This is a genomic window from Pararhodobacter sp. (assembly GCF_034676075.1).
Lineage (GTDB): Bacteria > Pseudomonadota > Alphaproteobacteria > Rhodobacterales > Rhodobacteraceae > Pararhodobacter.
Map to the genome: position 1 here is coordinate 52,404 of NZ_JAUCCQ010000001.1, position 20,690 is coordinate 73,093.

Annotated in this window: 22 protein-coding genes; 13 read left to right on the forward strand and 9 right to left on the reverse strand. The window is 66.8% G+C overall.

The window, feature by feature from the left end; translation table 11 throughout:
• Positions 1 to 72: 72 nt before the first annotated feature.
• From VDQ18_RS00260 to VDQ18_RS00320, 13 genes are all read left to right on the forward strand, one after another.
• Positions 73 to 840: an ABC transporter permease gene (locus tag VDQ18_RS00260; RefSeq protein WP_323019030.1), complete on the forward strand. Its 768-nt coding sequence runs from the start codon at positions 73 to 75 to the stop codon at positions 838 to 840.
• A 54-nt stretch (positions 841 to 894) separates the two neighbouring features.
• A complete protein-coding gene (locus VDQ18_RS00265) occupies positions 895 to 1,467 on the forward strand; it encodes a cupin domain-containing protein (RefSeq protein ID WP_323019031.1) in 573 nt (190 codons plus the stop codon).
• Positions 1,468 to 1,534: 67 nt separating this feature from the next.
• Positions 1,535 to 2,569: an aromatic ring-hydroxylating dioxygenase subunit alpha gene (locus tag VDQ18_RS00270; protein WP_323019032.1), complete on the forward strand. Its 1,035-nt coding sequence runs from the start codon at positions 1,535 to 1,537 to the stop codon at positions 2,567 to 2,569.
• Positions 2,569 to 3,321: an SDR family oxidoreductase gene (locus VDQ18_RS00275; protein ID WP_323019033.1), complete on the forward strand. Its 753-nt coding sequence runs from the start codon at positions 2,569 to 2,571 to the stop codon at positions 3,319 to 3,321. The genes VDQ18_RS00270 and VDQ18_RS00275 overlap by 1 nt, the downstream gene beginning before the upstream one ends.
• Complete coding sequence (locus tag VDQ18_RS00280; protein ID WP_323019034.1) at positions 3,318 to 4,127, forward strand: alpha/beta hydrolase; 810 nt, start codon at positions 3,318 to 3,320, stop codon at positions 4,125 to 4,127. The genes VDQ18_RS00275 and VDQ18_RS00280 overlap by 4 nt, the downstream gene beginning before the upstream one ends.
• Complete coding sequence (locus tag VDQ18_RS00285; protein WP_323019035.1) at positions 4,124 to 5,038, forward strand: VOC family protein; 915 nt, start codon at positions 4,124 to 4,126, stop codon at positions 5,036 to 5,038. Before VDQ18_RS00280 ends, VDQ18_RS00285 begins: the two co-directional genes overlap by 4 nt.
• Before the next feature lies 1 nt (position 5,039).
• A complete protein-coding gene (locus tag VDQ18_RS00290) occupies positions 5,040 to 5,828 on the forward strand; it encodes an SDR family oxidoreductase (RefSeq protein WP_323019036.1) in 789 nt (262 codons plus the stop codon).
• A gap of 10 nt (positions 5,829 to 5,838) precedes the next feature.
• Positions 5,839 to 7,512: a thiamine pyrophosphate-binding protein gene (locus tag VDQ18_RS00295; RefSeq protein WP_323019037.1), complete on the forward strand. Its 1,674-nt coding sequence runs from the start codon at positions 5,839 to 5,841 to the stop codon at positions 7,510 to 7,512.
• A gap of 4 nt (positions 7,513 to 7,516) precedes the next feature.
• Positions 7,517 to 8,308, forward strand: a complete 792-nt coding sequence (locus tag VDQ18_RS00300) for an aspartate dehydrogenase (RefSeq protein WP_323019038.1) — start codon at positions 7,517 to 7,519, stop codon at positions 8,306 to 8,308.
• Positions 8,305 to 9,795 carry an aldehyde dehydrogenase gene (locus tag VDQ18_RS00305; RefSeq protein ID WP_323019039.1) on the forward strand — a complete coding sequence of 497 codons (1,491 nt, stop codon included), beginning with the start codon at positions 8,305 to 8,307 and terminating at the stop codon, positions 9,793 to 9,795. Before VDQ18_RS00300 ends, VDQ18_RS00305 begins: the two co-directional genes overlap by 4 nt.
• A gap of 1 nt (position 9,796) precedes the next feature.
• Entirely contained in the window at positions 9,797 to 10,981 is a 1,185-nt protein-coding gene (locus VDQ18_RS00310) for an FAD-dependent oxidoreductase (protein WP_323019040.1), read from the forward strand.
• Positions 10,981 to 11,427: a flavodoxin domain-containing protein gene (locus tag VDQ18_RS00315; protein WP_323019041.1), complete on the forward strand. Its 447-nt coding sequence runs from the start codon at positions 10,981 to 10,983 to the stop codon at positions 11,425 to 11,427. The genes VDQ18_RS00310 and VDQ18_RS00315 overlap by 1 nt, the downstream gene beginning before the upstream one ends.
• Positions 11,424 to 12,020, forward strand: coding sequence for a pentapeptide repeat-containing protein (locus VDQ18_RS00320; protein ID WP_323019042.1), 597 nt, complete (start codon positions 11,424 to 11,426; stop codon positions 12,018 to 12,020). The genes VDQ18_RS00315 and VDQ18_RS00320 overlap by 4 nt, the downstream gene beginning before the upstream one ends.
• 120 nt (positions 12,021 to 12,140) lie before the next feature.
• On the opposite strand, the gene VDQ18_RS00325 is transcribed toward VDQ18_RS00320, so the two are convergent.
• From VDQ18_RS00325 to VDQ18_RS00365, 9 genes are all read right to left on the reverse strand, one after another.
• The gene (locus VDQ18_RS00325) at positions 12,141 to 12,857 is read right to left on the reverse strand and encodes a hypothetical protein (RefSeq protein WP_323019043.1); all 717 of its coding nucleotides are present in this window, start codon (positions 12,855 to 12,857) and stop codon (positions 12,141 to 12,143) included.
• Between the two features lie 906 nt (positions 12,858 to 13,763).
• Complete coding sequence (locus tag VDQ18_RS00330) at positions 13,764 to 14,342, reverse strand: alpha/beta hydrolase (protein ID WP_323019044.1); 579 nt, start codon at positions 14,340 to 14,342, stop codon at positions 13,764 to 13,766.
• Between the two features lie 182 nt (positions 14,343 to 14,524).
• Positions 14,525 to 15,028, reverse strand: a complete 504-nt coding sequence (locus tag VDQ18_RS00335) for an Lrp/AsnC family transcriptional regulator (protein ID WP_323019045.1) — start codon at positions 15,026 to 15,028, stop codon at positions 14,525 to 14,527.
• Between the two features lie 244 nt (positions 15,029 to 15,272).
• Positions 15,273 to 15,992, reverse strand: coding sequence for a sulfate/molybdate ABC transporter ATP-binding protein (locus tag VDQ18_RS00340; protein ID WP_323019046.1), 720 nt, complete (start codon positions 15,990 to 15,992; stop codon positions 15,273 to 15,275).
• Between the two features lie 11 nt (positions 15,993 to 16,003).
• Entirely contained in the window at positions 16,004 to 16,882 is an 879-nt protein-coding gene (gene cysW, locus VDQ18_RS00345) for a sulfate ABC transporter permease subunit CysW (protein ID WP_323019047.1), read from the reverse strand.
• An 11-nt stretch (positions 16,883 to 16,893) separates the two neighbouring features.
• On the reverse strand, positions 16,894 to 17,745 hold the full coding sequence (gene cysT / locus VDQ18_RS00350) for a sulfate ABC transporter permease subunit CysT (protein ID WP_323019048.1): 852 nt from the start codon (positions 17,743 to 17,745) through the stop codon (positions 16,894 to 16,896).
• Between the two features lie 3 nt (positions 17,746 to 17,748).
• Positions 17,749 to 18,804: a sulfate ABC transporter substrate-binding protein gene (locus VDQ18_RS00355; protein ID WP_323019049.1), complete on the reverse strand. Its 1,056-nt coding sequence runs from the start codon at positions 18,802 to 18,804 to the stop codon at positions 17,749 to 17,751.
• A gap of 432 nt (positions 18,805 to 19,236) precedes the next feature.
• Positions 19,237 to 19,704: an Rrf2 family transcriptional regulator gene (locus tag VDQ18_RS00360; protein ID WP_323019050.1), complete on the reverse strand. Its 468-nt coding sequence runs from the start codon at positions 19,702 to 19,704 to the stop codon at positions 19,237 to 19,239.
• Positions 19,705 to 19,855: 151 nt separating this feature from the next.
• Positions 19,856 to 20,611, reverse strand: coding sequence for an IclR family transcriptional regulator (locus VDQ18_RS00365; RefSeq protein WP_323019051.1), 756 nt, complete (start codon positions 20,609 to 20,611; stop codon positions 19,856 to 19,858).
• Positions 20,612 to 20,690 lie beyond the last annotated feature (79 nt).

The window sequence follows — 20,690 nt, forward strand, 5'->3', positions numbered from 1 at the left end:
CCGCAAGCGTCGCCCGAAAGGCGGCGGCGGGGAGAGGCTTGCCCTTCCGCCCTCAAGTCAGCCGAGGCCCCCATGTCGCAAAGCACCATCCAGAAGCTTGTCGCCCTGGCGATCCTGGCCCTCGTGCTGCTGGTCTGGCAATTCCTGCCGCCCGCCCTCGGCGTGCCGAAATTCATCATCCCGACGATCAGCGACATGCTGAGCGAACTCGGTCGCATGTATCGCCGCGAGGATCTGATCGCGAACACGCTGTCGACCGCCTGGTACACGCTTCTGGGCTTTGCCATCGGCTCGGCCCTGGGTGCCGCCATCGGCTACCTGCTGGGCCTGTCGGAATTCTGGGAGCGTGTGCTCTCGCCCTATATCCTCGCGCTTCAGATCGCGCCGAAAGTTGCCTTCGCGCCGCTCTTCATCATGTGGTTCGGCTACAATGCCACGCCGAAGCTGCTGGTCACCGTGCTGATCGTCTTCTTCCCGGTGTTGGTGAACGTGCTGGCGGCGATGAAGACCGTCGACCGCGACATGGTGAACCTGGCCCGCGCCTATTCGATGACCCGCTGGCAGATCTTCAAGAAAGTCGAATTCCCCTCGACCCTGCCGAACCTGATGGCCGGCCTGCGCATCGCATCGACGCTCGCCGTGATCGGCGTGACGGTCGGCGAGCTGGTCGGCGGCAACACCGGGCTTGGCTTCCTGATCAGCTACGGCGGTGGTCAGGCCAATGCGGCGATGGTGTTCAACGCCATCGTGCTGCTGACCCTGATCGGCATCGTCCTCTACTCGGCCCTCGTCTGGGCGGAAGAGCGGCTGCTGCACTACCTGCCCAAGAAAGATCACTGACCCGCGGCCAGCGTCTGAGCCCGCCGCTTCCCCACCGCAGAACTGGAGACATCCATGAGCACCGCTCCGATGAAATTCCCCTCGATCGAACCCGATGACGTGCAGATCCCCGAAGGCATGACGCTGGAAGACTGGATCAAGAGCCGCACCGCGACTTATGCGACCCGCACGCTGGACTGGGACGCGCTGAAGTTCCAGGCCGATTTCGACCCGATCTACCGCCGCGCCCAGATGCGCTATGTCGGCACCGGCGCCACCGGCGTCGATGCGGATGAGAACGTCGTCCCGGCCGAGCATTTCACCTTCTCGACCATGGTCCTGCCCGCCGGTTGCGAAGGCCCGCTTCATATCCACCGCGATGCCGAGGAGATCTTCTTCATCCTCAAGGGCCACAAGATCCGCTTCTTCATCGAGCACAAGGGCGAGATGGTCGAAACGGTCCTGACCGAGCGCGACCTGATCTCCTGCCCGCCGGGCGTCTATCGCGGCCTGCGCAACGAGGGGATCGAAGAGGCGCTGATGTGCGTGCTGATCGGCAACCCGAAGCCCGTGACGCCCACCTATCCGCCGGAGCACCCGGTCGCCAAGATCCCGCGTCCCGCCAAGGGCGCCAAGGCCGCCGGCTGACCCGACATCGGGGTGGGGCATCGGTCCCACCTCTCTCCCTCCCCAGGAATCCGCCCAGGAGCCCGCCATGAGCATCGACAAGAAAGCCCTGATCGAGGACCGCGTGAACACCGGCCTGCTGGGCCAGTGGTACCCGGTCGCCAAATCCGTCGAGGTCAAGACCACCAAGCCCCATGGCGTGAAGCTGCTGGGTCAGAAGCTGGTGCTCTGGCGCAAGGCTGACGGCTCCATCAACTGCGTCGAGGATTTCTGCCCCCACCGCGGCGCGCCCCTGTCCTATGGCGAGATCCACGAGGGCAATATCGGCTGCCGCTACCATGGCGTGATCGTCAATGGCGAAGGCGTCGTGGTCCGGGTCCCCGCCATGCCCGAATGCGCCATGGAGGGCCGCAAGGCGCTGAAGAATTTCCACGTCACCGAGCATTCGGACGCGGTCTTCGTCTACATCCCCTCGCTGACCCAGCCCGAGCCGCCCGAGCTGGTCATGCCGCCGGAACTGGTGGGCGACGAATGGACCGGGTTCCTGTGCACCTCGGTCTGGGAGACGAACTACCGCTACGCCTTGGACAACCTCGCCGATCCGATGCACGGCTGCTACCTTCATTCCGAAAGCTTCACGCTGGCCTATGGTTCGAAGCAGGACCTGATGAAGCTCGACAAGACCGAGAACGGCTTCCACGTCACTCGCGTGGGCCAGGTCGGCGACAATTTCGACTGGGCCGAATTCGCCGTCTTCCCCGGCAACATGTATTGCTTCCTCGACATCCCCTATCCGCCCGCGGCCGGCCCCGGCGGGAACATGCGGATCGTCGGCTTCACCACGCCCATCGACGAGACCACCTGCAAGGTCTTCTTCTGGCGCCTGCGCAAGGTCGAGGGGATCGCCCGTGACAGCTGGCGCTTCCTCTACCGCGCGCAGCTGGAAGAGCGGCACTGGAACGTGCTGGAACAGGACCGCGTGATGCTGGAAGGCATGCCCGACGACGCCCGCAAGCGCGAGATGCTCTATCAGCATGACCTCGGCGTGTCGCGTATCCGCCAGATCCTGACCCGCGCGGCCAAGGAGCAGATCGAAGCCGAACTCGCCGTGGCGGCCGAGTGATGCTGCCCCATTCGCCTCTGAAGGGACGCACGATCCTCATCACCGGCGCGGCGCGCGGCCTCGGTCGCGCGATTGCCGGGACCTGCACCGAACAGGGTGCCCGGCTGGTACTGGCCGATATCGACACCAAGGGAGTCGAGGCCGCTGCGTCTGAACTGGGCGCGCGGGCGGTCACGGTGGATCTGGGCGATCCCGCCAGCATCACCGCCTTGGCCGAGGATATCGCGGCCCATGAGGGCGAGTTGCACGGCCTGTGCAACAACGGCGCCGTCGCGACCAACGTGGGTGGCATGGAGTTCGAGGATATCGAGCTCGACCTCTGGGATCGCGTCCACCGCGTGAACGTGCGCGGCACCTGGCTGATGACCCGCGCCTGCTCGGCGATGCTGCGCGCCTCGGGCTCGGGCCGGGTGGTCAATGTCGCCTCCGACACCGCACTATGGGGCGCGCCGCGGCTGCTGGCCTACACCGCATCCAAGGGCGCGGTCATGGCGATGACGCGCAGCCTTGCCCGCGAAATGGGTCCCGACCGCGTCGGCGTTACCTGCATCGCGCCGGGCATCCTGACGACCGAGAGCACCGAATACGTCCCCGCCGCCCGCCACGCGCTTTACGGCGACGGCCGCGCCGTGCCGGGGCCCCAATCGGCCGAGGAAGTCACCGGCACCGTCGCGTTCCTCTTGTCCGAAGCCGCGCTCACCCTCACCGGCCAGACCCTGCCGGTGAATAACGGCTACGTCTTCGTCACATGAGCGCGCGCGACCATATCGCCGCCGGGTTCGGCTGGCGCGAGCATCCGGGTGACGGCCCCGTCCTTGTCGCGCTGCATGGCATCGGCTCCGAGGCACGCGCTTTCGACCCGCTCGCTGCCGCGCTGCCCGGCTGGCGCATGATCGCATGGGAAGCACCCGGCTATGGGCCGACCGAGGCCCTGCCCATCGACTGGCCGACTGCCCGCGACTACGCGGCCGCGCTGAAGGCGTTTCTCGATGCGCGCGGCTTGGACCGCGTCCATCTCCTCGGCCATTCTCTCGGCACCCTGATCGGCGCGGCCTTCGCCAAGGACCACCCCGACCGGGTCGCGACCCTGACCCTCGCTTCCTGCGCGCAGGGCGACGGTGCGGCCCCGGGTCATCTGCCCGAGAAACAGGCCGCGCGCCTCGACGATCTCCAGCGCCTCGGCGCCTCGGAATTCGCGCGCACCCGTGCGCCCCGGCTGGTGTTCCAGCCTGAGACCCATCCGGATCTGGTGGCTAAGGTCAACGCCGCCATGGCGAAGATCAAACTGCCCGGCTACGCGCAAGCGGTGCGGATGCTCGCTTCGGGGAACCTGTCCGCTGATTGCGCCGCGCTCGCTGTCCCCACCGTCGTCGTCGTCGGGGCCGAGGATGTCGTGACCCCGCCCGAGCAATCAAACGCGGCCCATGCCGCACTCCCCGACGCCCATCGCGGCGCGCTGACCCTCATTCCCGGCGCGGGACATGCTCTCCATCAGCAGGCACCCGCCGCCCTCGCCGAAGCCATCCTCGATCACGCCGCCAAAGGAGTTACCCCATGACCGATCCCGTCCGTGTCGGCAGCCTGCGCGGCCTCGTGATGCGCGCCCCCGGTATTGCCGCCACCAAGAAATTCTACATCGACAACTGGGGCCTGAGCCTTGCCCATGAGGGTGACGGAGAGGTCTATCTGCGCGGCACCGGGTCCGAACCCTTCATCTACGGCCTGAAGGACAGCGATACCTACGGCATCGAATACATCCATTTCGCCATGCCCGACCGCGCGGCCACGGACGCGCTGCATCAATGGCTGGTCAGACAGGGCGAGGCCGTCCTCGGCGCCCCAGCCGACTTCGAGGATTTCGCAGGCGGTTACGGGTTCGAAGTCCTGGACCCCGACAACCGCCGCCTGCGGTTTCGCGCCGATGCCGCGGCGCAGGAGCCGGTCGAGGCCTTCGCCAAGCCGCGCAAGGTCAGCCATGTGGTGCTGAACTCGGGCGACATGGATGGCGTGGCCGACTGGTACTGCAAGACGCTGGGCTTCCGGGTCTCGGACTATTCCGCCGACCAGATGGTCTTCCTGCGCTGCGCCTCGGACCACCATTCCATCGCGCTGGTGCGGGGTCATTACCCATCCGTCAACCACGTCGCCTTCGAACTGCCCTCGATCAACGAATTCATGCGCTCGATCGGCCGGATGAAACAGGTGGGCGTGGTGCCGACCTGGGGGCCGGGGCGTCATGGGCCCGGCGACAATCCTTTCGCCTACTACGTCTCGCCCTCGGGCTTCGTCATCGAGTTCACCGCCGAGGTGCAGCAGATCGACGAGGAGACCCACGAAGCGCAGGTCTGGCCGCGCGACGTGCCTGAGAAGATGGACCAATGGATGACCGCCGGTGCGCCGACCGCCGCCCAACGCGCGGTGATGCAGGGCCGCCCCGATCCCGGTTTCCCCGAGCTGAGGGAGAAATGAGATGAGCCTTCCCTACGACAAACAGGTCGCGGTCGTCACCGGCGGCTCGTCCGGTATCGGGCTGGCCACGGTGCGGCTGTTGCTGGAGCAGGGCGGCTCGGTCGCCTTCTGTGCGCGGGGCGAGAGCCGCCTCAACGACGTGGCCGCCGTACTGGCCCGCGACTTCGGCGCTAGCCGGATCCTGTGGAAGGCCTTTTCGGTGCTGGAGCCCGAGGCCGTCAACGCCTTCGCGGCCGAGGTCGAGGCGCGCTTCGGCAAGGTGGACCTTCTGGTCAACAACGCAGGCCAGGGCCGGGTCAGCACCTTCGCCAATACCACGGACGACGATTGGCGGGCGGAATACGAGCTGAAGCTCTTCAGCCAGATCCACCCGATCCGCGCCTTCCAGCCGATGCTGGTTGCCTCGAAAGGCGCCATTGTCGCGGTCAATTCCCTGCTGGCCTATCAGCCGGAAAAACACATGGTCTGCACCGCTTCGGCCCGCGCCGGTGTGCAGAACCTGCTGAAATCACTCAGTATCGAGCTGGCGCCGGCAGTGCGCGTCAATTCCGTGCTGCTGGGGCTCATCGGCTCGGGCCAATGGAGCCGCCGCTTCGCCGAGCGCCCGGACCAATCGGTCAGCCGCGAGGAATGGTACGCCAATCTCGCCCGCGACAAGGGCATCCCACTGGGTCGCCTCGGCGACGCGGCCGAAGCCGCCGCTGCCATCGCCTTCCTCGGCTCCCGGGCCGCCAGCTACATCACCGGTGCCCAGCTCGACGTCTCGGGCGGCCTGTCCCGCCATATCTGAGGTGCCCGCCATGAAACACGACCCCATCGCCCAGTCTGAGACCGTCGGCGAATTCATTGCCCGCTATCTGGCGGAAATCGGCGTCACCACGATTTTCGGTGTGATCTCGATCCACAACATGCCGATCCTCGACGCGGTCGCGCGTCAGGGACGCATCCGCTTCGTCCCCGCCCGGGGCGAAGCCGGGGCCATGAACATGGCCGATGCATGGGCCCGCGTGTCCGGGCAGATGGGCGTTGTCCTGACCTCAACCGGGACTGCTGCGGGCAATGCGGCGGGCGCCCAGGTCGAGGCCCTGACCGCCGGCACGCCACTTTTGCACATCACCTCGACCGTGGACCTCGGCTTTGCCGACCGCGACCGCGCGCCGATCCATGACGTGCCGCGCCAGCCCGAGATGCTGAAGGGCATTTCCAAGGCCTATTTCCGCCTCTGGAGCGCGGAAAGCGCCATCGGCACTCTGACCGCCGCCGTCTCGGCCGCGATCAGCGCGCCGACCGGTCCCGTCGCGTTGGAGATCCCGATCGACGTGCAGCGCTCGGCCACGGTGGCTCCGACCCGCATCATTGCACCCCAGGCGCAGAGCCCCCGCGCCTCGGACCGCGCCATCGAGGCGCTGGCCGAGATGCTGCGCGAGGCGAAACGGCCGATGCTCTGGCTGGGCGGCGGCGCGCGCGGCGCGCAGGCCGAGGCTGCCGAACTGGTGAAGCGCGGCGTCGCGGTCGTCAGCTCGACCAACGGCCGGGCCGTGGTCAGCGAGGAGAACCCCGCCAATCTCGGCGCTTACAACATGACGCCCGAGGCGCAGGCGCTCTATGCCAGCAGCGATTTCATGCTGGTCGTGGGCTCGCGCCTGCGCGGCAACGAGACGCTGAACAACGCCATGCGTCTGCCCCGGCCGCTGGCCCAGATTGATGCCGAGGCCAGTCAGGGCGGGCGCAACTATCCGGTGGAATTGTTCGTGCACGGCGACGCTACCGACACGCTGCGCCGCCTGCTGGCGCTGCTTCCGGCCAAGCTGGACGTCGATCCGCAACTCGCCTTTGACGTCGCCACCGCCCGGGCGACTGCCGAGGGTCGGCTGAGGGCGCAGATGGGGCCCTATCAGGTGGTTGCGGATGCGCTGGTCGAACGGGTCGCCAAGGGCCGTCATCCCTGGGTGCGCGACGTGACGATCTCGAACTCGACCTTCGGCAACCGCTATGTGACCTTCGCCGACCCCCGCCATGGCGTGCACGCGCTCGGCGGTGGCATCGGTCAGGGCGTGGCGATGGGCGTGGGCGCGGCGCTGGCCTCGGACGGGCCGAAGGCGATCACGCTCATCGGGGACGGTGGCACGCAGCTGGGTATCGCCGAGATGATCACCGCCGTGCAGGAGCGTGCGCCGATTGTCTATGTGCTGATGAACGACCAGGCCTATGGCGTGATCAAGAACATCCAGACCGCCCAATACGACAGCCGGTATCATTACTCGGCGCTGCAGACCCCCGATTTCGCCGCGCATTGCGCCTCCATCGGTCTGCCGCATGTCCGGGTCGACGATGTGGAGGCCTTCGGCGCCACGCTGGACGAAGCGCTGGCTGCGGACGGCCCCCGCCTCATCGAGGTCGACATGATCGCCATCGGTCCCTTCGGCGAGACCTTCTCGGGACCGCCCGCCGGTGCCGCCGGCAACAAGGTCTGACGCCATGCATCTGGGAGTGATCGGCTACGGAAACATCACCCGCGCGCTGCTGGACGTGCTGGCGCGCGAGGGCAGGATGCCTGAGCGTGTGACGCTGCTGGTGCGCGCCCCGCAGGCCGAGGCCGCGCGCGCTTCGGGCGCCGAGGTGGTGACCGAAGCCGCTGCGCTGATCGCGGCCGGGCCGGACCTGATCGTCGAATGCGCGGGCCATTCGGCGGTGGTGGAAACCATCGTGCCGGCCCTGCTGTCGGGCGTGGAATGTGTCGTCGTCTCCATCGGCGCGCTGGCCGATGCCGACCTGCACAGCGCCGTCACCGAGGCCGCGCGCAAGGGCGGCACTCGCGTTGTCCTGCCCGCGGGCGCGATTGGCGGGGTCGATCTGCTGGCGGCGCTGAAACCTTCGGGCATCGACAGCGTGACCTATGTCTCGCGCAAGCCCCCGCTCGCGTGGAAGGGCACCCCGGCGGAGGGTCTGCTGGACCTGCCCGCGCTGACCGAACCCGCGACGTTCTTCACAGGCAATGCCCGCGAGGCCGCGCTGGCCTATCCCAAGAACGCCAATGTCGCGGCGACCTTGGCTTTGGCCGGGCTGGGGTTCGAGGAGACCCGCGTCGAGATGGTCGCGGATCCTACGGTCAGCCAGAACATTCACGAATACCGGGTCACCTCGGGCGCTGCGGATTACGCCATGCGCATCGAAGGCAAGCCCTCGCCCGACAACCCCAAGACCTCGCTTGCCACCGTCTATTCCGTGGCCCGCGAGGTGATGAACCGCATGTCCGAGGTGGCGATATGAGTTACGACCTGCCCGACGGGCGCCTGTTCATCGGTGGCGAATGGGAGATTGGGACGGGGGCCGAGATCACCTCGATCTATCCCGCCGACGGCTCGGTCAACCGCATCCTGAAGGGCGCGAGCCGGGCGGATGGCGAGCGTGCCATCGCCCGCGCGCTGACGGCGCAAGCCGATCCGGCGTGGCGCGGGCTGAAGCCGCACGAACGCGCGCGCTATCTTGCCCGGATCGCCGACGGGATCGAGGCCAATGCCGCCCGCATCGCCTTTATCCAGACCCGTGACACCGGCAAGACCCTGCGCGAGACGGGGGCGCTGGTGGCCTCGGCCGCCGCGACCTTCCGCTATTTCGCCGCCGCGCTGGAGACCTTGGACGACGACCTGACCACACCGCGCGGCGACTACCTGACAATGTCGGTGCACGAACCCCTCGGATTGGTCGCCGCGATCACCCCGTGGAACTCGCCCATCGCCTCCGACGCGCAGAAGGTCGCGCCGGCCTTGGCCGCGGGCAATGCGGTGCTGCTGAAACCCGCCAGCTGGTCGCCCCTCGTGTCCCTGGAACTGGCGCGGATCGTCGAGGAGGCGGGCTTGCCCAAGGGCCTGTTCAGCGTCCTGCCCGGCGCGGGCCGCGAGATCGGCAATCTGCTGGTCGAGCACCCGGCGATCAAGCGCGTCAGCTTCACCGGCGGCACCTCGACAGGCCGGACCTTGGTGAAACAGGCGGCAGAAAAGCTGATGCCCGTCTCGCTGGAACTGGGCGGCAAGTCGCCCACCATCGTCTTCAAGGATACCGACCCGGAGCTCGCCATCGCGGGCATCCTGTTCGGCATGTTCTCGTCCTCGGGGCAAAGCTGCATCGCGGGATCTCGGCTGTTCGTCGAGCGCGCGATCTACGACCAGTTTGTCCCCCGTCTGGTCGCCGCGACGAAGGCGCTCGTCGTCGGTGACCCGATGGACCCGGCCACGCAGGTCGCGCCGCTGGTGCATCCCGACCACCGCGCCGCTGTCGCAGAGCATGTCTCGCGCGCGGTGGCCGAGGGCGCGACGGTGCTCTGCGGCGGCCACGCGCCCGAGGGCGGGATCTATGACAACGGCGCCTATTACCTGCCGACGATCCTGTCGGGCGTGACGAACACCGACCGCATCTGCCGTGAGGAGGTCTTCGGCCCGGTGCTGGTGGTCATGCCCTTCGACAGCGAAGACGAGGTCATCGCCATGGGCAACGACAACGATTACGGCCTCGCCTGCGGCATCTGGACCCGCGACTTCCCAAGGGCTTACCGGATCGGTCGCGCCATCACCACGGGCACGGTCTGGATCAACACCTACAAGCAATTCTCCATCTCCACCCCCTTCGGCGGCGAGAAGGATGCCGGCACCGGCCGCGAAAAGGGCCGTGAGGGCATCCGCGCCTATCAGGCGCAGAAGTCGCTCTACGTCGATCTGACCGGCCGCCCGCACCCCTGGGCGCGCCTGCAGGAGGCCTGACATGCACCAGATCGCGATCATCGGCGCCGGCCCCTCGGGCTGTTTCACCGCGCAGGCACTGGCGAAACTGCTGCCCGAGGCGCGCATCGACATTCTGGACGCGCTGCCCGTGCCTTACGGCTTGATCCGCTACGGCGTTGCGCCGGACCATCAGGGCACCAAAGCTGTGATCCGCCAGTTTGAGCGGCTTTTCGAGCGGCAAGGCGTGGGCTTCTGCGGCGATGTGCGGCTAGGGAAAACAGTGACGCTGGAGGCGCTGCAGGGTCTTTATGACGCGGTGGTGCTGGCCACGGGGCTCTCGGCCGACCGGCGGCTCGGGGTCAAGGGCGACGACCTGCCCGGCGTCCTGGGCTCGGGCGCGGTGACGCGGGCGCTGAACGATCATCCCGAGGCGGAGCCCGTGACGATCGGCGAGCGTGTGGTGATCGTCGGCAATGGCAATGTCGCGGTGGACCTCGTGCGGCTACTGGCCAAGGGCGCGGGGGAATTTCATGGCTCGGACCTGTCGGAGGCCGCTGCGCAGCAATGCGGAAACGCAAGGCGGATCGACGTGGTGGGCCGTTCGCCCTCGGATGCCGCCAAGTTCGACCCGGTGATGATCCGCGAACTCGGACGGCTGGAACAGGCCGCTATCCATGTCCACGGCCTGAGCGGCGAGGGCAAGATCGTCGAGGCGTTGCAGCATCTTGCGGGCCACGCGCCCGAGGCTGCCACGCGCGAGATCCATTTCCATTTCGGCTGGACGCCAGAGGAGATCGAAGGTGCGACCCATGTCACCGGCGCGCGCTTCCGTCAGGGCGATGCGCGGATGGTGCTGCCCTGCGACACAGTGCTGACCGCCATCGGGTTTGAGGGCGACACGCCCGGCGCGCAGGAAGACGGGTTCATCGCCCCGGGCCTTTATGCCACCGGCTGGCTGAAACGCGGCCCGCGCGGCACGATCCCGGAAAACCGCGCCGATGCGCAGGGTGTCGCCGCCCGCATCGCCGCCGACCTCGCCGCCGTGGCCCCGGGCAAGACCGGACGCGACGGCCTGATGGCCCTCGTCCCCGGGGCCGTGCATTACCACCAGTGGCAGCGTATCGACGCCGCCGAGCGCGCGGAGTGCCCCGACGGGCGCGTTCGCCGCAAGATTCCCACGATCGCGCAGATGCGGAGCATCGCGCACCAGACCGGAGAGAGCTGATGCAGATCGCCGTTCTTTATGGCACCGAGACCGGCAATGCCGAGATGCTGGCCGAGGATATCGCCTCGCACCTGTCTGACCACGACACCAGCGTCACCAACCTGTCGGATTTCGACCCCGCCGATTTCGACCGCGAGACCTTCTACGTCGTCGTCACCTCGACCTATGGCGATGGCGAGCTGCCTGCCTCGGCCCAGCCCTTTGCCACGGCGATGGACAGGGCCGCACCGAACCTGTCGGGGATCCGTTTCGCCATCTTCGGGATGGGTGACAGCGAATATCCCGAAACGTTCAACTTCGGCGGCAAGCGGCTGGAAGAGATCCTGACCGGCGCCGGCGCCGAGCGGGTGGGCGAGCGGGTCACGCATGACGCCTCGGGCGCGGATATGGCCGACGATCTGGCGCTGCCCTGGATCGACGAGATCCTGACCACGGTCGACGCATGACCCCCGCCGAGATCCGAGAGCGCCTGACCCGACCCTGGCGCCATGGCGAGGCCGAGGACCTGGCCGGTGTCACGGTCGAGGGGGCGCTGGACCTGACCGGCCTGTCGCTTTGCGGGGTGGACTTCCGTGGCGCCACCTTCCGGGGCGGCCTCAAGGCGCCCGGCGTGCGCTTCGACGGCCTCAGCTGGTTTCACGATGCGCATTTCGAGGGGCCGGTGGACCTGTCCGGCGCGCTCTTCGCCAATGACGCGCGCTTTGACGCCGCCTGCTTCGAGGACGCGACCCTGTCGGGCGCCGAATTCCGCGGCACCGCCACCTTCCGCGCCTGCCGCTTCGACGGCGAGGCCGACCTCAGCCGCCTCACCTGCTATGGCAACCTCGATCTGGCCGAAACCCGCTTCGCCGCGGGACTGAGCCTTGCCGGCTCCGAATTCCTCGGCGGGCTCTGGGCGCAGGCGGCGGATTTCCCGGCCGAGGCGGATCTTGCCGACACTCAGGTGCACGGTCGCCTCTGGCTGCGGGCGGCCCGCCAAGGGAACGCACCAGTCGATGACACCGCTTTCGGGCTGTCCTTTGGTTATACCTACCGCTGACCCGGCGCAGGGTGTCGGGCCAGCGGTGCCGGGCGGAACCTGGTCTTTTCGCGCCGCCGGCGAGTTCGGTCCGACATGGGCCTTGACGGCCGCCCCGCCGGAACCGAACGAGCGGATGCGCTATGGACGACCAGCCACAGCCAGCCGGGCCGAGGCAGGCGCGACGGCTGCCTGCCGAGCCAGATAGATATGGTGGAAGGCATCCACCCGGCCGCCGGGGAGTTGAATGTCCTCGCGCTGCCAGTCCCAGCCCTGTTCGCTGAGCCGGTCCTCGAAGGGATCCGAGATCTCGGCCGACCAGAAGGCGGCGATTCCACCTGGCCGCAGCGCGTCGCGCACTGCGTTCAGGCCGTTGCGTTCATAAAGCCGCTGGTTGTCACCGCGCACCAGGAAATCCGGACCGTTGTCGGTATCCATCAGGACGACGTCGAAACCGGCTTCGCTGTTGTTCAGAAGGTCCATGACATCCATGACCCGCAGATCGACGCGCGGATCGCTCAGCGGATGATCGGCCAGCGGCGCCAGAATGCCGCGGTTCCAGTCGGCAATCGCAGGGATCAACTCGCATACGGTGACCTGCGCGCCGGGCCCCGTGACGTCGAGCGCGGCCCGCAGGGTGAACCCCATGCCGAGCCCACCGATCAGCACGCGTGGGTGACGCATGTCCTCGAGCCTTCGCAGGCTGCGCTCGGACAGCACCGCTTCGGAGCGCCACATGATGTTCGACATCAGTTCGATGCCGTTGAAACGGATTTCGTAGATATCATCGCGGTGTCGCAAGATGATGTCGTCGCCCGCCTCGGTCGAGGCGCGGGCCAGTTCGGTCCAGAGAGTCATGACATATCCCTCGGCCCCGTCAGGGTGCCAGCGTGGTCAGTTGCAAGGGAATGGTTTGGGGTTGCCCGACGATCAGCGTACGGGCAACCCGGACACATGGCGTGCCGTGGTCCCGATCAGCAGCGGAAAGAGCACCGCGCTGTAAAGGCTGTCATGATCGTAACTCATGAGCGGTCTTGTGCCTCATCGCCAGGCCCGGGGCAATGGCGGGACGGGCGTTTCAGCGCAGATCCGCATGCGCGACGTGGGGGCGCCTTGCGTCGCGCTGCAGAACCACCCCCGGCAAGACCGACAGCCCGATACCAGACGCGCTGAACATGCAGGTCGACATTGGGGGGGTCACCCCCTTCTTCGTGCCGATCAAGGCCAACATCATGGCCGGATGGATTGAACGGCAGCAGCACTTGAGAAAGACGGCTCAGTTGCCAGATCGAGGTTACGCCCGAGCTGGAGGGGCTGGTCGTCATGGTGCCGCCGAACCCTTGAGCAAGGGTACTCGCACAGCCCCCGCAGCCTGCGGATCCGGGTAAACCCCCAGGCTGACGGAGCGGTTTGTCACGGCAGGAAAGCAGCGGTTCACCCGACTTTCATGGGTCGACCGAGACGATCCACGGCAGTCTTCGCTCAGCCGGGCCTCGGATCCCTCTCGGGCCGGTCTCACGATCATTGAGTCTGAGCCCGGGCACGCCGCCGAACACCCGTAAGTCGTGCCGGTGGGTGCCGGGCTACATCGCTTGGACCTAATGAAAGTAACGACGCATGGGTCGCGTCTGGGTGGAAATCAGCAGGTCTGGTGCGGCGGGTAGCGCTACGAAAACAGGACGAAAGCGAGGAGCCAGAGATAGAGCATGCCGCTCACCACCAACGGGAAGCCGCGGCGGAGCGTGTTGAGGAAGGCGAAGCGTTTCATGCGGGAGTCCTGCGGTGTCTCAGGTTGTGGAACGGCTGGACATCGGCGATTCGCGCCCCGTGCCACAGCAGGTGGCGCAGCGCCTTGCCTTCAGGCCAGGGGCCGAAACCGGCCTCGACGTTGATATGCCCGGCCTCGCCCATATCGACGAAGTCGCCCCGCCAGACACGGGCCAGTTGCCGGGCGCGGGCCTGGGGCATCCAGGGATCGTTCGTGCTGGCGGCGACGACGACCGGCACTCGCAGGGGGCGTTCGGGGATACGGCCGAAGGCGGCAGTGCGCGGGCTGATCTGCGGCTCGGCGGGTGCGACAAGCAGGGCGCCGGCGATGCGCACCTGCGGCCAGCTGGCCAGCAGCCGGACGATGGCGATGGCACCCAGCGAATGGCCGACCAACACGGTATCGGGGTGGATCATCGTGGCGCCGGCGATCTCGGTCACCCAGGCCTCGGGCGTGGGAGTCGACCACGAGATCTGCTCGACGATCTTGGCGGTCGGGTCCGTGGCCTGCCACCAATGCTGCCAGTGCGGTGCGGGCGAGCCGTCGAGGCCGGGAATGAGCAAGGTGCGGATCATGGCGGCAGTCCTTTCAACTAATAATCTAGCAAGATTATCGTGTATTGGAATTCCAAAATTGGTCTTCCAGATAGAACCTGAGTCTCCAGACGCCTTCGGCCCCGCCCGGGGGGCAGGGCCGTTCTGGTGTCACCGCCTGGAGCGCGATGATGCTTCCGCATGTCTGGTCGGATCTCCCGCAGTCACGCGGTTTCTGTGTCGATGGGCAGAGAGGTCGTGGCCTTCATGCGTTCCATGGAGAATTTGGAGGTCACGTTACGGCAGGGCAGGCGATGTGTCAGATCGAGATAGAAGGCGTCATAGGCCGCCATGCCGCTGACCACGACCTTGAGCAGATAGTCCACCTCGCCTGCCATCCGATGCACTTCCTGTATGGCGGGATAATCCGCCACCACGCCGGCGAAGGCTGCCCGCCATTCAGGCGTATGGTCGGTTGCTTCGATCTCGACGAAGACGGCGAGGCCAAGGCCAATGGCGGCGGGGTCGACCAGGGCGACGCGACCGGTGATGACACCTGCCGCCTCGAGTTTCTGCACCCGCTTCCAGCATGGTGTCTGCGACAGGCCGACCCTTTCAGCCAATTGCGCAACCGGCAGGGTCGCGTCGCGCATCAGCTCAAACAGGATCTTGCGGTCGATACGATCGAAAGGGACTGGGGGGGTGCGGTCAGCGTTTGAAAGTGTCATCGTGCTCCTCCAGAGCGGGGTGCGCCAACTCGGCGCCAGCTTGCCGCCGAGGATTGTTACGGGCCGGGCGCGCAGCCGGGAGTGGGGCGCGGCTCGGCAAGCCAGGGTCCGGCGTGGCGCGACAACCCGGAATGCCCGACCGGGCGGCGGGGGCGGGACGGGCCCCCCGACACGGGGCCGTCGTCAGACGCAGCGCCCCGCGGGTCCACAGATCGTGCCATGGTCGCCCGCCCCGCAAGTCCGCTCACACTTCCAGAAACCGCCGGACGAAATCGCTGGCGGGCTTGCTGCGGATTTCGGCGGGTCTGCCAATCTGCTCGATGCGGCCCATGGACATCACCACGATCAGATCGGCCAGCTCCATCGCCTCGTCCTGATCATGGGTGACGAAGATCGTGGTCAGACCGGTGGTGTCGTGGATGTCGCGCAGGCCCTGCCGCAACTCCTTGCGCACCTTGGCGTCCAGCGCCCCGAAGGGCTCGTCGAGCAGCAGCATTCGCGGTTCGATGGCCAGGGCACGGGCCAGCGCGACACGCTGCCGCTGGCCGCCCGACAGCTGGCTGGGATAGCGCGCGCCGATGTCGGGCAGCTTGATCAGGTCCAGCAGCGTCGTGACGCGCCGGGAGATTTCAGGAGCCGCCGGTCGCGTCTTGCGGGGCCGGGCGCGCAGGCCGTAGGCGATGTTGTCAAACACGCTCATATGCCGGAACAGCGCGTAGGACTGAAACACGAAACCCGCGCGGCGCTCCTGCACTGTGAGCCCCGTGGCGTCCTTGCCGTCGAACAGCACGCGTCCCGCCGACGGAAACTCGAGCCCCCCGAGGATGCGCAGAAGCGTCGTCTTGCCCGATCCGGACGGACCCAACAGGGCGACAAGCGAGCCCGAAGGGATCGACAGCGATACGGGCTGCAGCGCCGCTGAGGTTCCGAAGTCCTTGGAGATTGCCTCGATCTCGATGTTCATGGGGGTCTCCATCAGTGGCGGTGGGTGGCGGTCAACTGATCGGCATAGCGCCATTCCAGGGCCGATTTCAGGACAAGCGTGACGAAAGCCAGGAGCGCCAGAACGCTCGCCATCGTGAAGGCCGCGACCGAGAGGTATTCGTTGTAGAACATCTCGATCATCAGCGGCATCGTGGTGGTCTGGCCGCGGATCTTGCCCGAGACGACCGCGACCGCGCCGAACTCACCCATCGCCCGGGCATTGCAGAGCAGGACGCCATAGAGCAGCGCCCAGCGGATGTTGGGCAGCGTCACGGTCAGGAAGACCCGCAACCCCGACGCCCCGAGGGTCAGCGCGGCCTCTTCCTCCGCGCGGCCCTGTTCCAGCATGACCGGGATCAATTCGCGGGCGACGAAGGGGAAGGTGATGAACAGCGTCGCCAGCACGATCCCCGGCACGGCAAAGACGACGGGAAAGCCGCTGGCTACCAGCCAGGCGCCAAGGGCCGAGTTCGCGCCGAACATCAGCACGAACAAGAGGCCAGCAACGACGGGCGAGATCGAGAAGGGCAGGTCGATCAGCGTGATAACCCAGGCCTTGCCACGCCAGTCGAACTTGGTGATGGCCCAGGCGGCGGCGATTCCGAAGACCGCATTCAGCGGCACGACGAGGGCGGCCACGGTCAGCGTCAGCCGGATCGCCGCCTGGGCGTCGGGTTCCGCCAGGGACGCCAGGGCGAAGGCCCATCCGCGTCGCAATGCCTCGTCGAAGACCGAGATCAGGGGCGCGAAGAGCAGAACGCTCAGCACCGCAAGGCAGATCGCGATCAGCGCCCCCTTGACCACCGGGGGTTCGGTGGTGGTCGATCGAAGGCGGCGGGTACGGGCTGCGAGAGGCAATGTATGGGTCATGGGTTCCCCTTTCACACCGCGCCCATGCGACGACGGCTCCAGATCTGGATCAGATTAATGGCCAGCAGCAGTGTGAAGGAGATGGCCAGCATGGCGATGGCGATGGCGACCGCGCCGTCATAGTCGAATTCCTCCAGCCGGATGACGATGAGCAGTGGCGCGATTTCGGTCACGTTCGGCAGGTTGCCGGCGATGAAGATGACCGATCCGTATTCCCCCACCGACCGGGCCAGGGCGAGGGCAAAGCCCGTCATCGCGGCGGGGGCCAGCATTGGCAGGACCACATGCGTCAGGGTGCGCAATCGGCTGGCGCCCAGAGTTGCGCTGGCTTCCTCGGTCTCGCGGTCGATCTCCTCGATCACCGGCTGCACGGTGCGCACAACGAAGGGCAGCCCGACGAAGATCAGCGCGATCCAGATCCCGAGCTCGGTATAGGCCACGCGAATGCCGAAGGCCTGTCCGATCACCGAGCCGAACGCGCCGTTCGGGGCGTAGAGCGCTGTCAGCGCGATGCCTGCGACGGCGGTGGGCAGCGCGAAGGGCAGGTCGACCGCCGCGTCGATGAGCCGTTTGCCCGGGAAGCGGTAGCGCACGAGAACCCAGGCCAGCAGGACCCCGAACACCAGGTTGAACAGTGCCGCGACAAGCGCCGCGCGAAAGCTCAATGCCAGGGCCGCCCAGACCCGGGGGCGGTTGACCACGGCCCAGATCTCGGCCGCGCCGAAGCTGACGAATCCGCGCCAGAGCAGCACGCCCATCGGGATCAGCACGATGATTGACAGCATCGACAGCAGGATCCCGAAGGACAGCCCCCACCCCGGCATCGGGGCGGGCGCCTTGAGGGTGAAGGACCGCGTCGCCATGGTTCAGGGCGCCGTGTAGATCTGGTCGAAAACGCCGCCATCGGCGAAGTGTTCGGGCTGCGCGACCGCCCAGCCGCCGAAATAGTCGATCGAGAGGCGGTTTACCTCAGGAAAGCGGGCGACATCCTCGGGTGCCGCGGCCGAGGTATCCCAGGCGCGGTAGAAGTTTCTGAGCGCGATGGCCTGTCCCTCCGAGGAATAGAGCTGCTCCAGATAGGCCGAGGCGAGCGCCCGCGTCGCGTCATCCGTGATATTGCCCGGGACCAGCGCCACCGGCGGCTCGGCCAGAACAGAGATCGACGGGACGACGATGTCGAACTGATTCTCGCCCAATTCGGCCAGCGCCAGATAGGCCTCGTTCTCCCAAGCGAGCAGCACGTCGCCCAGGCCCCGTTGCACGAAGGTCGTGGTGGCGCCCCGGGCGCCCGTGTCCAGCACGGGTACGTTGCGATAGAGGGCACCGACGAAGGCGCGCGGGTCGAGCCCGTTCTCTTGTGCATAGCCCCAGGCGGCCAAGTAGTTCCAGCGGGCGCCGCCGCTGGTCTTGGGGTTGGGCGTGATGACCTCGATCCCATCGCGGATAAGGTCGTCCCAGTCTTGGATATTCTCGGGGTTACCCTCGCGCACCAGGAACACGATTGTCGACGTGTAGGGCGAGGAATTCTGCGGCAGCGCCTGCTGCCAGTCCACCCGGATCCTGTCGGTCCGCGCGGCGATGGCGTCGATGTCGCTGGCAAGGGCCAGCGTCACCACCTGCGCGCCCAGCCCGTCGATCACCGCGCGGGCCTGGGCACCCGATCCGCCGTGCGAAGTCTGGATCTCTGGCCGCGGGTGGCCTTGCTCGACCCACCAATCGGCGAACCAGGCGTTGTATTCACGGTAAAGCTCGCGCGTCGGGTCGTAGCTCACGTTCAGCAGGGCCTGTGCCGGTGCGCCCTGTGCAAAGCCGACCAGTGCGGCAAGGCCGAGCACTGTCGCCGCGGCAAGACTTGTCCACGCGTCACGCCCCGTGGGGCTGATGGCACGGGCGGAAGGCAGGATGTCGGAATCGAAGGTCATCGGTCGGGTTTCCTGTGTCACAAGGCGAAGAGGGGCAGGGATCGTGTGAAACGAAAGGCGGGGGATATGGGTCATCATGCCCCCCGGTCCGAGCGGTGGAGAACCCGCAGCCGAAGCGAAGCGGCCGCCTTCCGGCGGGGGGCGTTTCGCGCGGCTCCAGCAGAGGGAACGAGTACTGCCAGCGCGCCGGGGGCTATTGCGGGGTCCATCCGGGTGATCTTGCCTTCGACCCCCATTGTCTTGGCGGTCGGGAAACGGCTGCATGCGATCATCTAATCCTCCGGTAGGTGGGAAGCTGGGCTCTTCATGACCATAATAACGACAGGGATAATCGTGATTAGCAACGAAATAATTACGGCTAAATCTGTCGTGATTTTGGAAGATTGTTCTCTTGCCACGGGCCCCTGCCAGGCTTCACCCCGCGCAGGGCGCTCAGACCCCGAGCTGCAACGCCGCGGCCGCGGTCCCACCGGGGGACTCAGGCCGATCGACCAGATCCGCCAGGGTCAGAGATTCGATCAGCAGAAGATAGGACCAGAACACCTGACCGAAGACCTGTCGAAGCCTGCAGCTTTCCTCGTCCGGGCAATCCTCGCATTTCTGGTAGGCGCGGCGCGACAGGCAGGGCAGGGGGGCGATCGGCCCGTCGATCAGCCGCATCAACTCGCTCAACGGCACCTCGCGCGGCTCCTTGATCAGCGCGTAGCCGCCATGTCGGCCGCGCACTGACGCGATGAAACCCGCGTTGCGGATTTCCAGCAGGATATGCTCCAGAAACCGCTTTGGCGTTCCCGAGCGTGTCGCAATCTCCTCGATCCGCAGGGCACGACCCTCGCTCGCCCGTTCAGCGGCCAGAACCATCAGCGCCTTAAGCCCGTATTTCATCTTCTGCGTGATCATATCTGTCGATACGACACCCGAAATCCCGGCTCAATAAAAATCACGCAGAAATCGGTCGTGATTTCGCGGAACGGCTGGGTTGCAGGACACCTGCCTCGGGCGCCTGACGGTCCAGTTCCCCCGGATCAGGCCAGAAACGCTCAGGCAGCTGCTAACGTCCGCTGAAGTGCTGGCGCACGCGGTCGAGTGTTTCGCGTAGCTCAGCCTCGACGGTCCCGCGCATCGCCCGAAAGCGCGGCGTGGGGACAGGGACCGAAATAGCGTGGATCTCGCCATTGCGGTCGCGGAAGGCGCCGCCCAGTGCGGAAATGCCGATCGTATGTTCATCGGCGTCTTCGGCGATGCCTTGGCTGCGGATATCGGCGAGCATCCGCGCGAAGGCCGGCCAGTCGCCCGGCTGATGCGCGCGTTTCCACTCCGCCTCGACCAGGCTGCGGGCCTCGGCCTCCGGCAGGAGGGCCAGCGCGGCGCGGCCATTGGCGGTTGTTGTCAGTGGGAAGACATCGCCGACGGCGGAAATGGTGCGCAGGCGGTGCGTCCCAGGCACCTGGTCAAGGAAGATCATCCCGGCGCCCCGCAATACCGACAGATCTGCCGTCTCGCCTAGCCGGCGCGAGAGTTCTGACAGGTGCAACCGGCATTCCTCGACAACGTTGTAACGCGTCGCCTCTGACAGGGCGGTAATCTCGGGGCCCAGTCGGATCGAGCCACCCGAAGAGGTGGCGATCACCAGACGTTCGGCCTGAAGGGCACCGACAATGCGCTGTACCGTCGAACGGGGCAGCTCTACCCGGTCGGCAATCTGGCCCAGGCTCATTCCCTCGGTGTTGTCGCGCAACACGCGCAGGATGGCCGCCGCGCGGGCGATAACCTGGATGCCCGACCGTCCCTGATCGCTGTCACTCATGGCTGCTCCTCCAGACTCGCCCACTCAGCACTACAGCAGAAAAGGCATGTTCTGCAATGCGGTACAGGTGTTCCAAAAT

Bases quoted from the DNA above. Each gene is read 5' to 3' on its own strand.
- VDQ18_RS00260 (WP_323019030.1), top strand. From the start codon at position 73: ATGTCGCAAAGCACCATCCAGAAGCTTGTCGCCCTGGCGATCCTGGCC.
- VDQ18_RS00265 (WP_323019031.1), top strand. From the start codon at position 895: ATGAGCACCGCTCCGATGAAATTCCCCTCGATCGAACCCGATGACGTG.
- VDQ18_RS00270 (WP_323019032.1), top strand. From the start codon at position 1,535: ATGAGCATCGACAAGAAAGCCCTGATCGAGGACCGCGTGAACACCGGC.
- VDQ18_RS00275 (WP_323019033.1), top strand. From the start codon at position 2,569: ATGCTGCCCCATTCGCCTCTGAAGGGACGCACGATCCTCATCACCGGC.
- VDQ18_RS00280 (WP_323019034.1), top strand. From the start codon at position 3,318: ATGAGCGCGCGCGACCATATCGCCGCCGGGTTCGGCTGGCGCGAGCAT.
- VDQ18_RS00285 (WP_323019035.1), top strand. From the start codon at position 4,124: ATGACCGATCCCGTCCGTGTCGGCAGCCTGCGCGGCCTCGTGATGCGC.
- VDQ18_RS00290 (WP_323019036.1), top strand. From the start codon at position 5,040: ATGAGCCTTCCCTACGACAAACAGGTCGCGGTCGTCACCGGCGGCTCG.
- VDQ18_RS00295 (WP_323019037.1), top strand. From the start codon at position 5,839: ATGAAACACGACCCCATCGCCCAGTCTGAGACCGTCGGCGAATTCATT.
- VDQ18_RS00300 (WP_323019038.1), top strand. From the start codon at position 7,517: ATGCATCTGGGAGTGATCGGCTACGGAAACATCACCCGCGCGCTGCTG.
- VDQ18_RS00305 (WP_323019039.1), top strand. From the start codon at position 8,305: ATGAGTTACGACCTGCCCGACGGGCGCCTGTTCATCGGTGGCGAATGG.
- VDQ18_RS00310 (WP_323019040.1), top strand. From the start codon at position 9,797: ATGCACCAGATCGCGATCATCGGCGCCGGCCCCTCGGGCTGTTTCACC.
- VDQ18_RS00315 (WP_323019041.1), top strand. From the start codon at position 10,981: ATGCAGATCGCCGTTCTTTATGGCACCGAGACCGGCAATGCCGAGATG.
- VDQ18_RS00320 (WP_323019042.1), top strand. From the start codon at position 11,424: ATGACCCCCGCCGAGATCCGAGAGCGCCTGACCCGACCCTGGCGCCAT.
- VDQ18_RS00325 (WP_323019043.1), bottom strand. From the start codon at position 12,857: ATGACTCTCTGGACCGAACTGGCCCGCGCCTCGACCGAGGCGGGCGAC.
- VDQ18_RS00330 (WP_323019044.1), bottom strand. From the start codon at position 14,342: ATGATCCGCACCTTGCTCATTCCCGGCCTCGACGGCTCGCCCGCACCG.
- VDQ18_RS00335 (WP_323019045.1), bottom strand. From the start codon at position 15,028: ATGACACTTTCAAACGCTGACCGCACCCCCCCAGTCCCTTTCGATCGT.
- VDQ18_RS00340 (WP_323019046.1), bottom strand. From the start codon at position 15,992: ATGAACATCGAGATCGAGGCAATCTCCAAGGACTTCGGAACCTCAGCG.
- cysW (WP_323019047.1), bottom strand. From the start codon at position 16,882: ATGACCCATACATTGCCTCTCGCAGCCCGTACCCGCCGCCTTCGATCG.
- cysT (WP_323019048.1), bottom strand. From the start codon at position 17,745: ATGGCGACGCGGTCCTTCACCCTCAAGGCGCCCGCCCCGATGCCGGGG.
- VDQ18_RS00355 (WP_323019049.1), bottom strand. From the start codon at position 18,804: ATGACCTTCGATTCCGACATCCTGCCTTCCGCCCGTGCCATCAGCCCC.
- VDQ18_RS00360 (WP_323019050.1), bottom strand. From the start codon at position 19,704: ATGATCACGCAGAAGATGAAATACGGGCTTAAGGCGCTGATGGTTCTG.
- VDQ18_RS00365 (WP_323019051.1), bottom strand. From the start codon at position 20,611: ATGAGTGACAGCGATCAGGGACGGTCGGGCATCCAGGTTATCGCCCGC.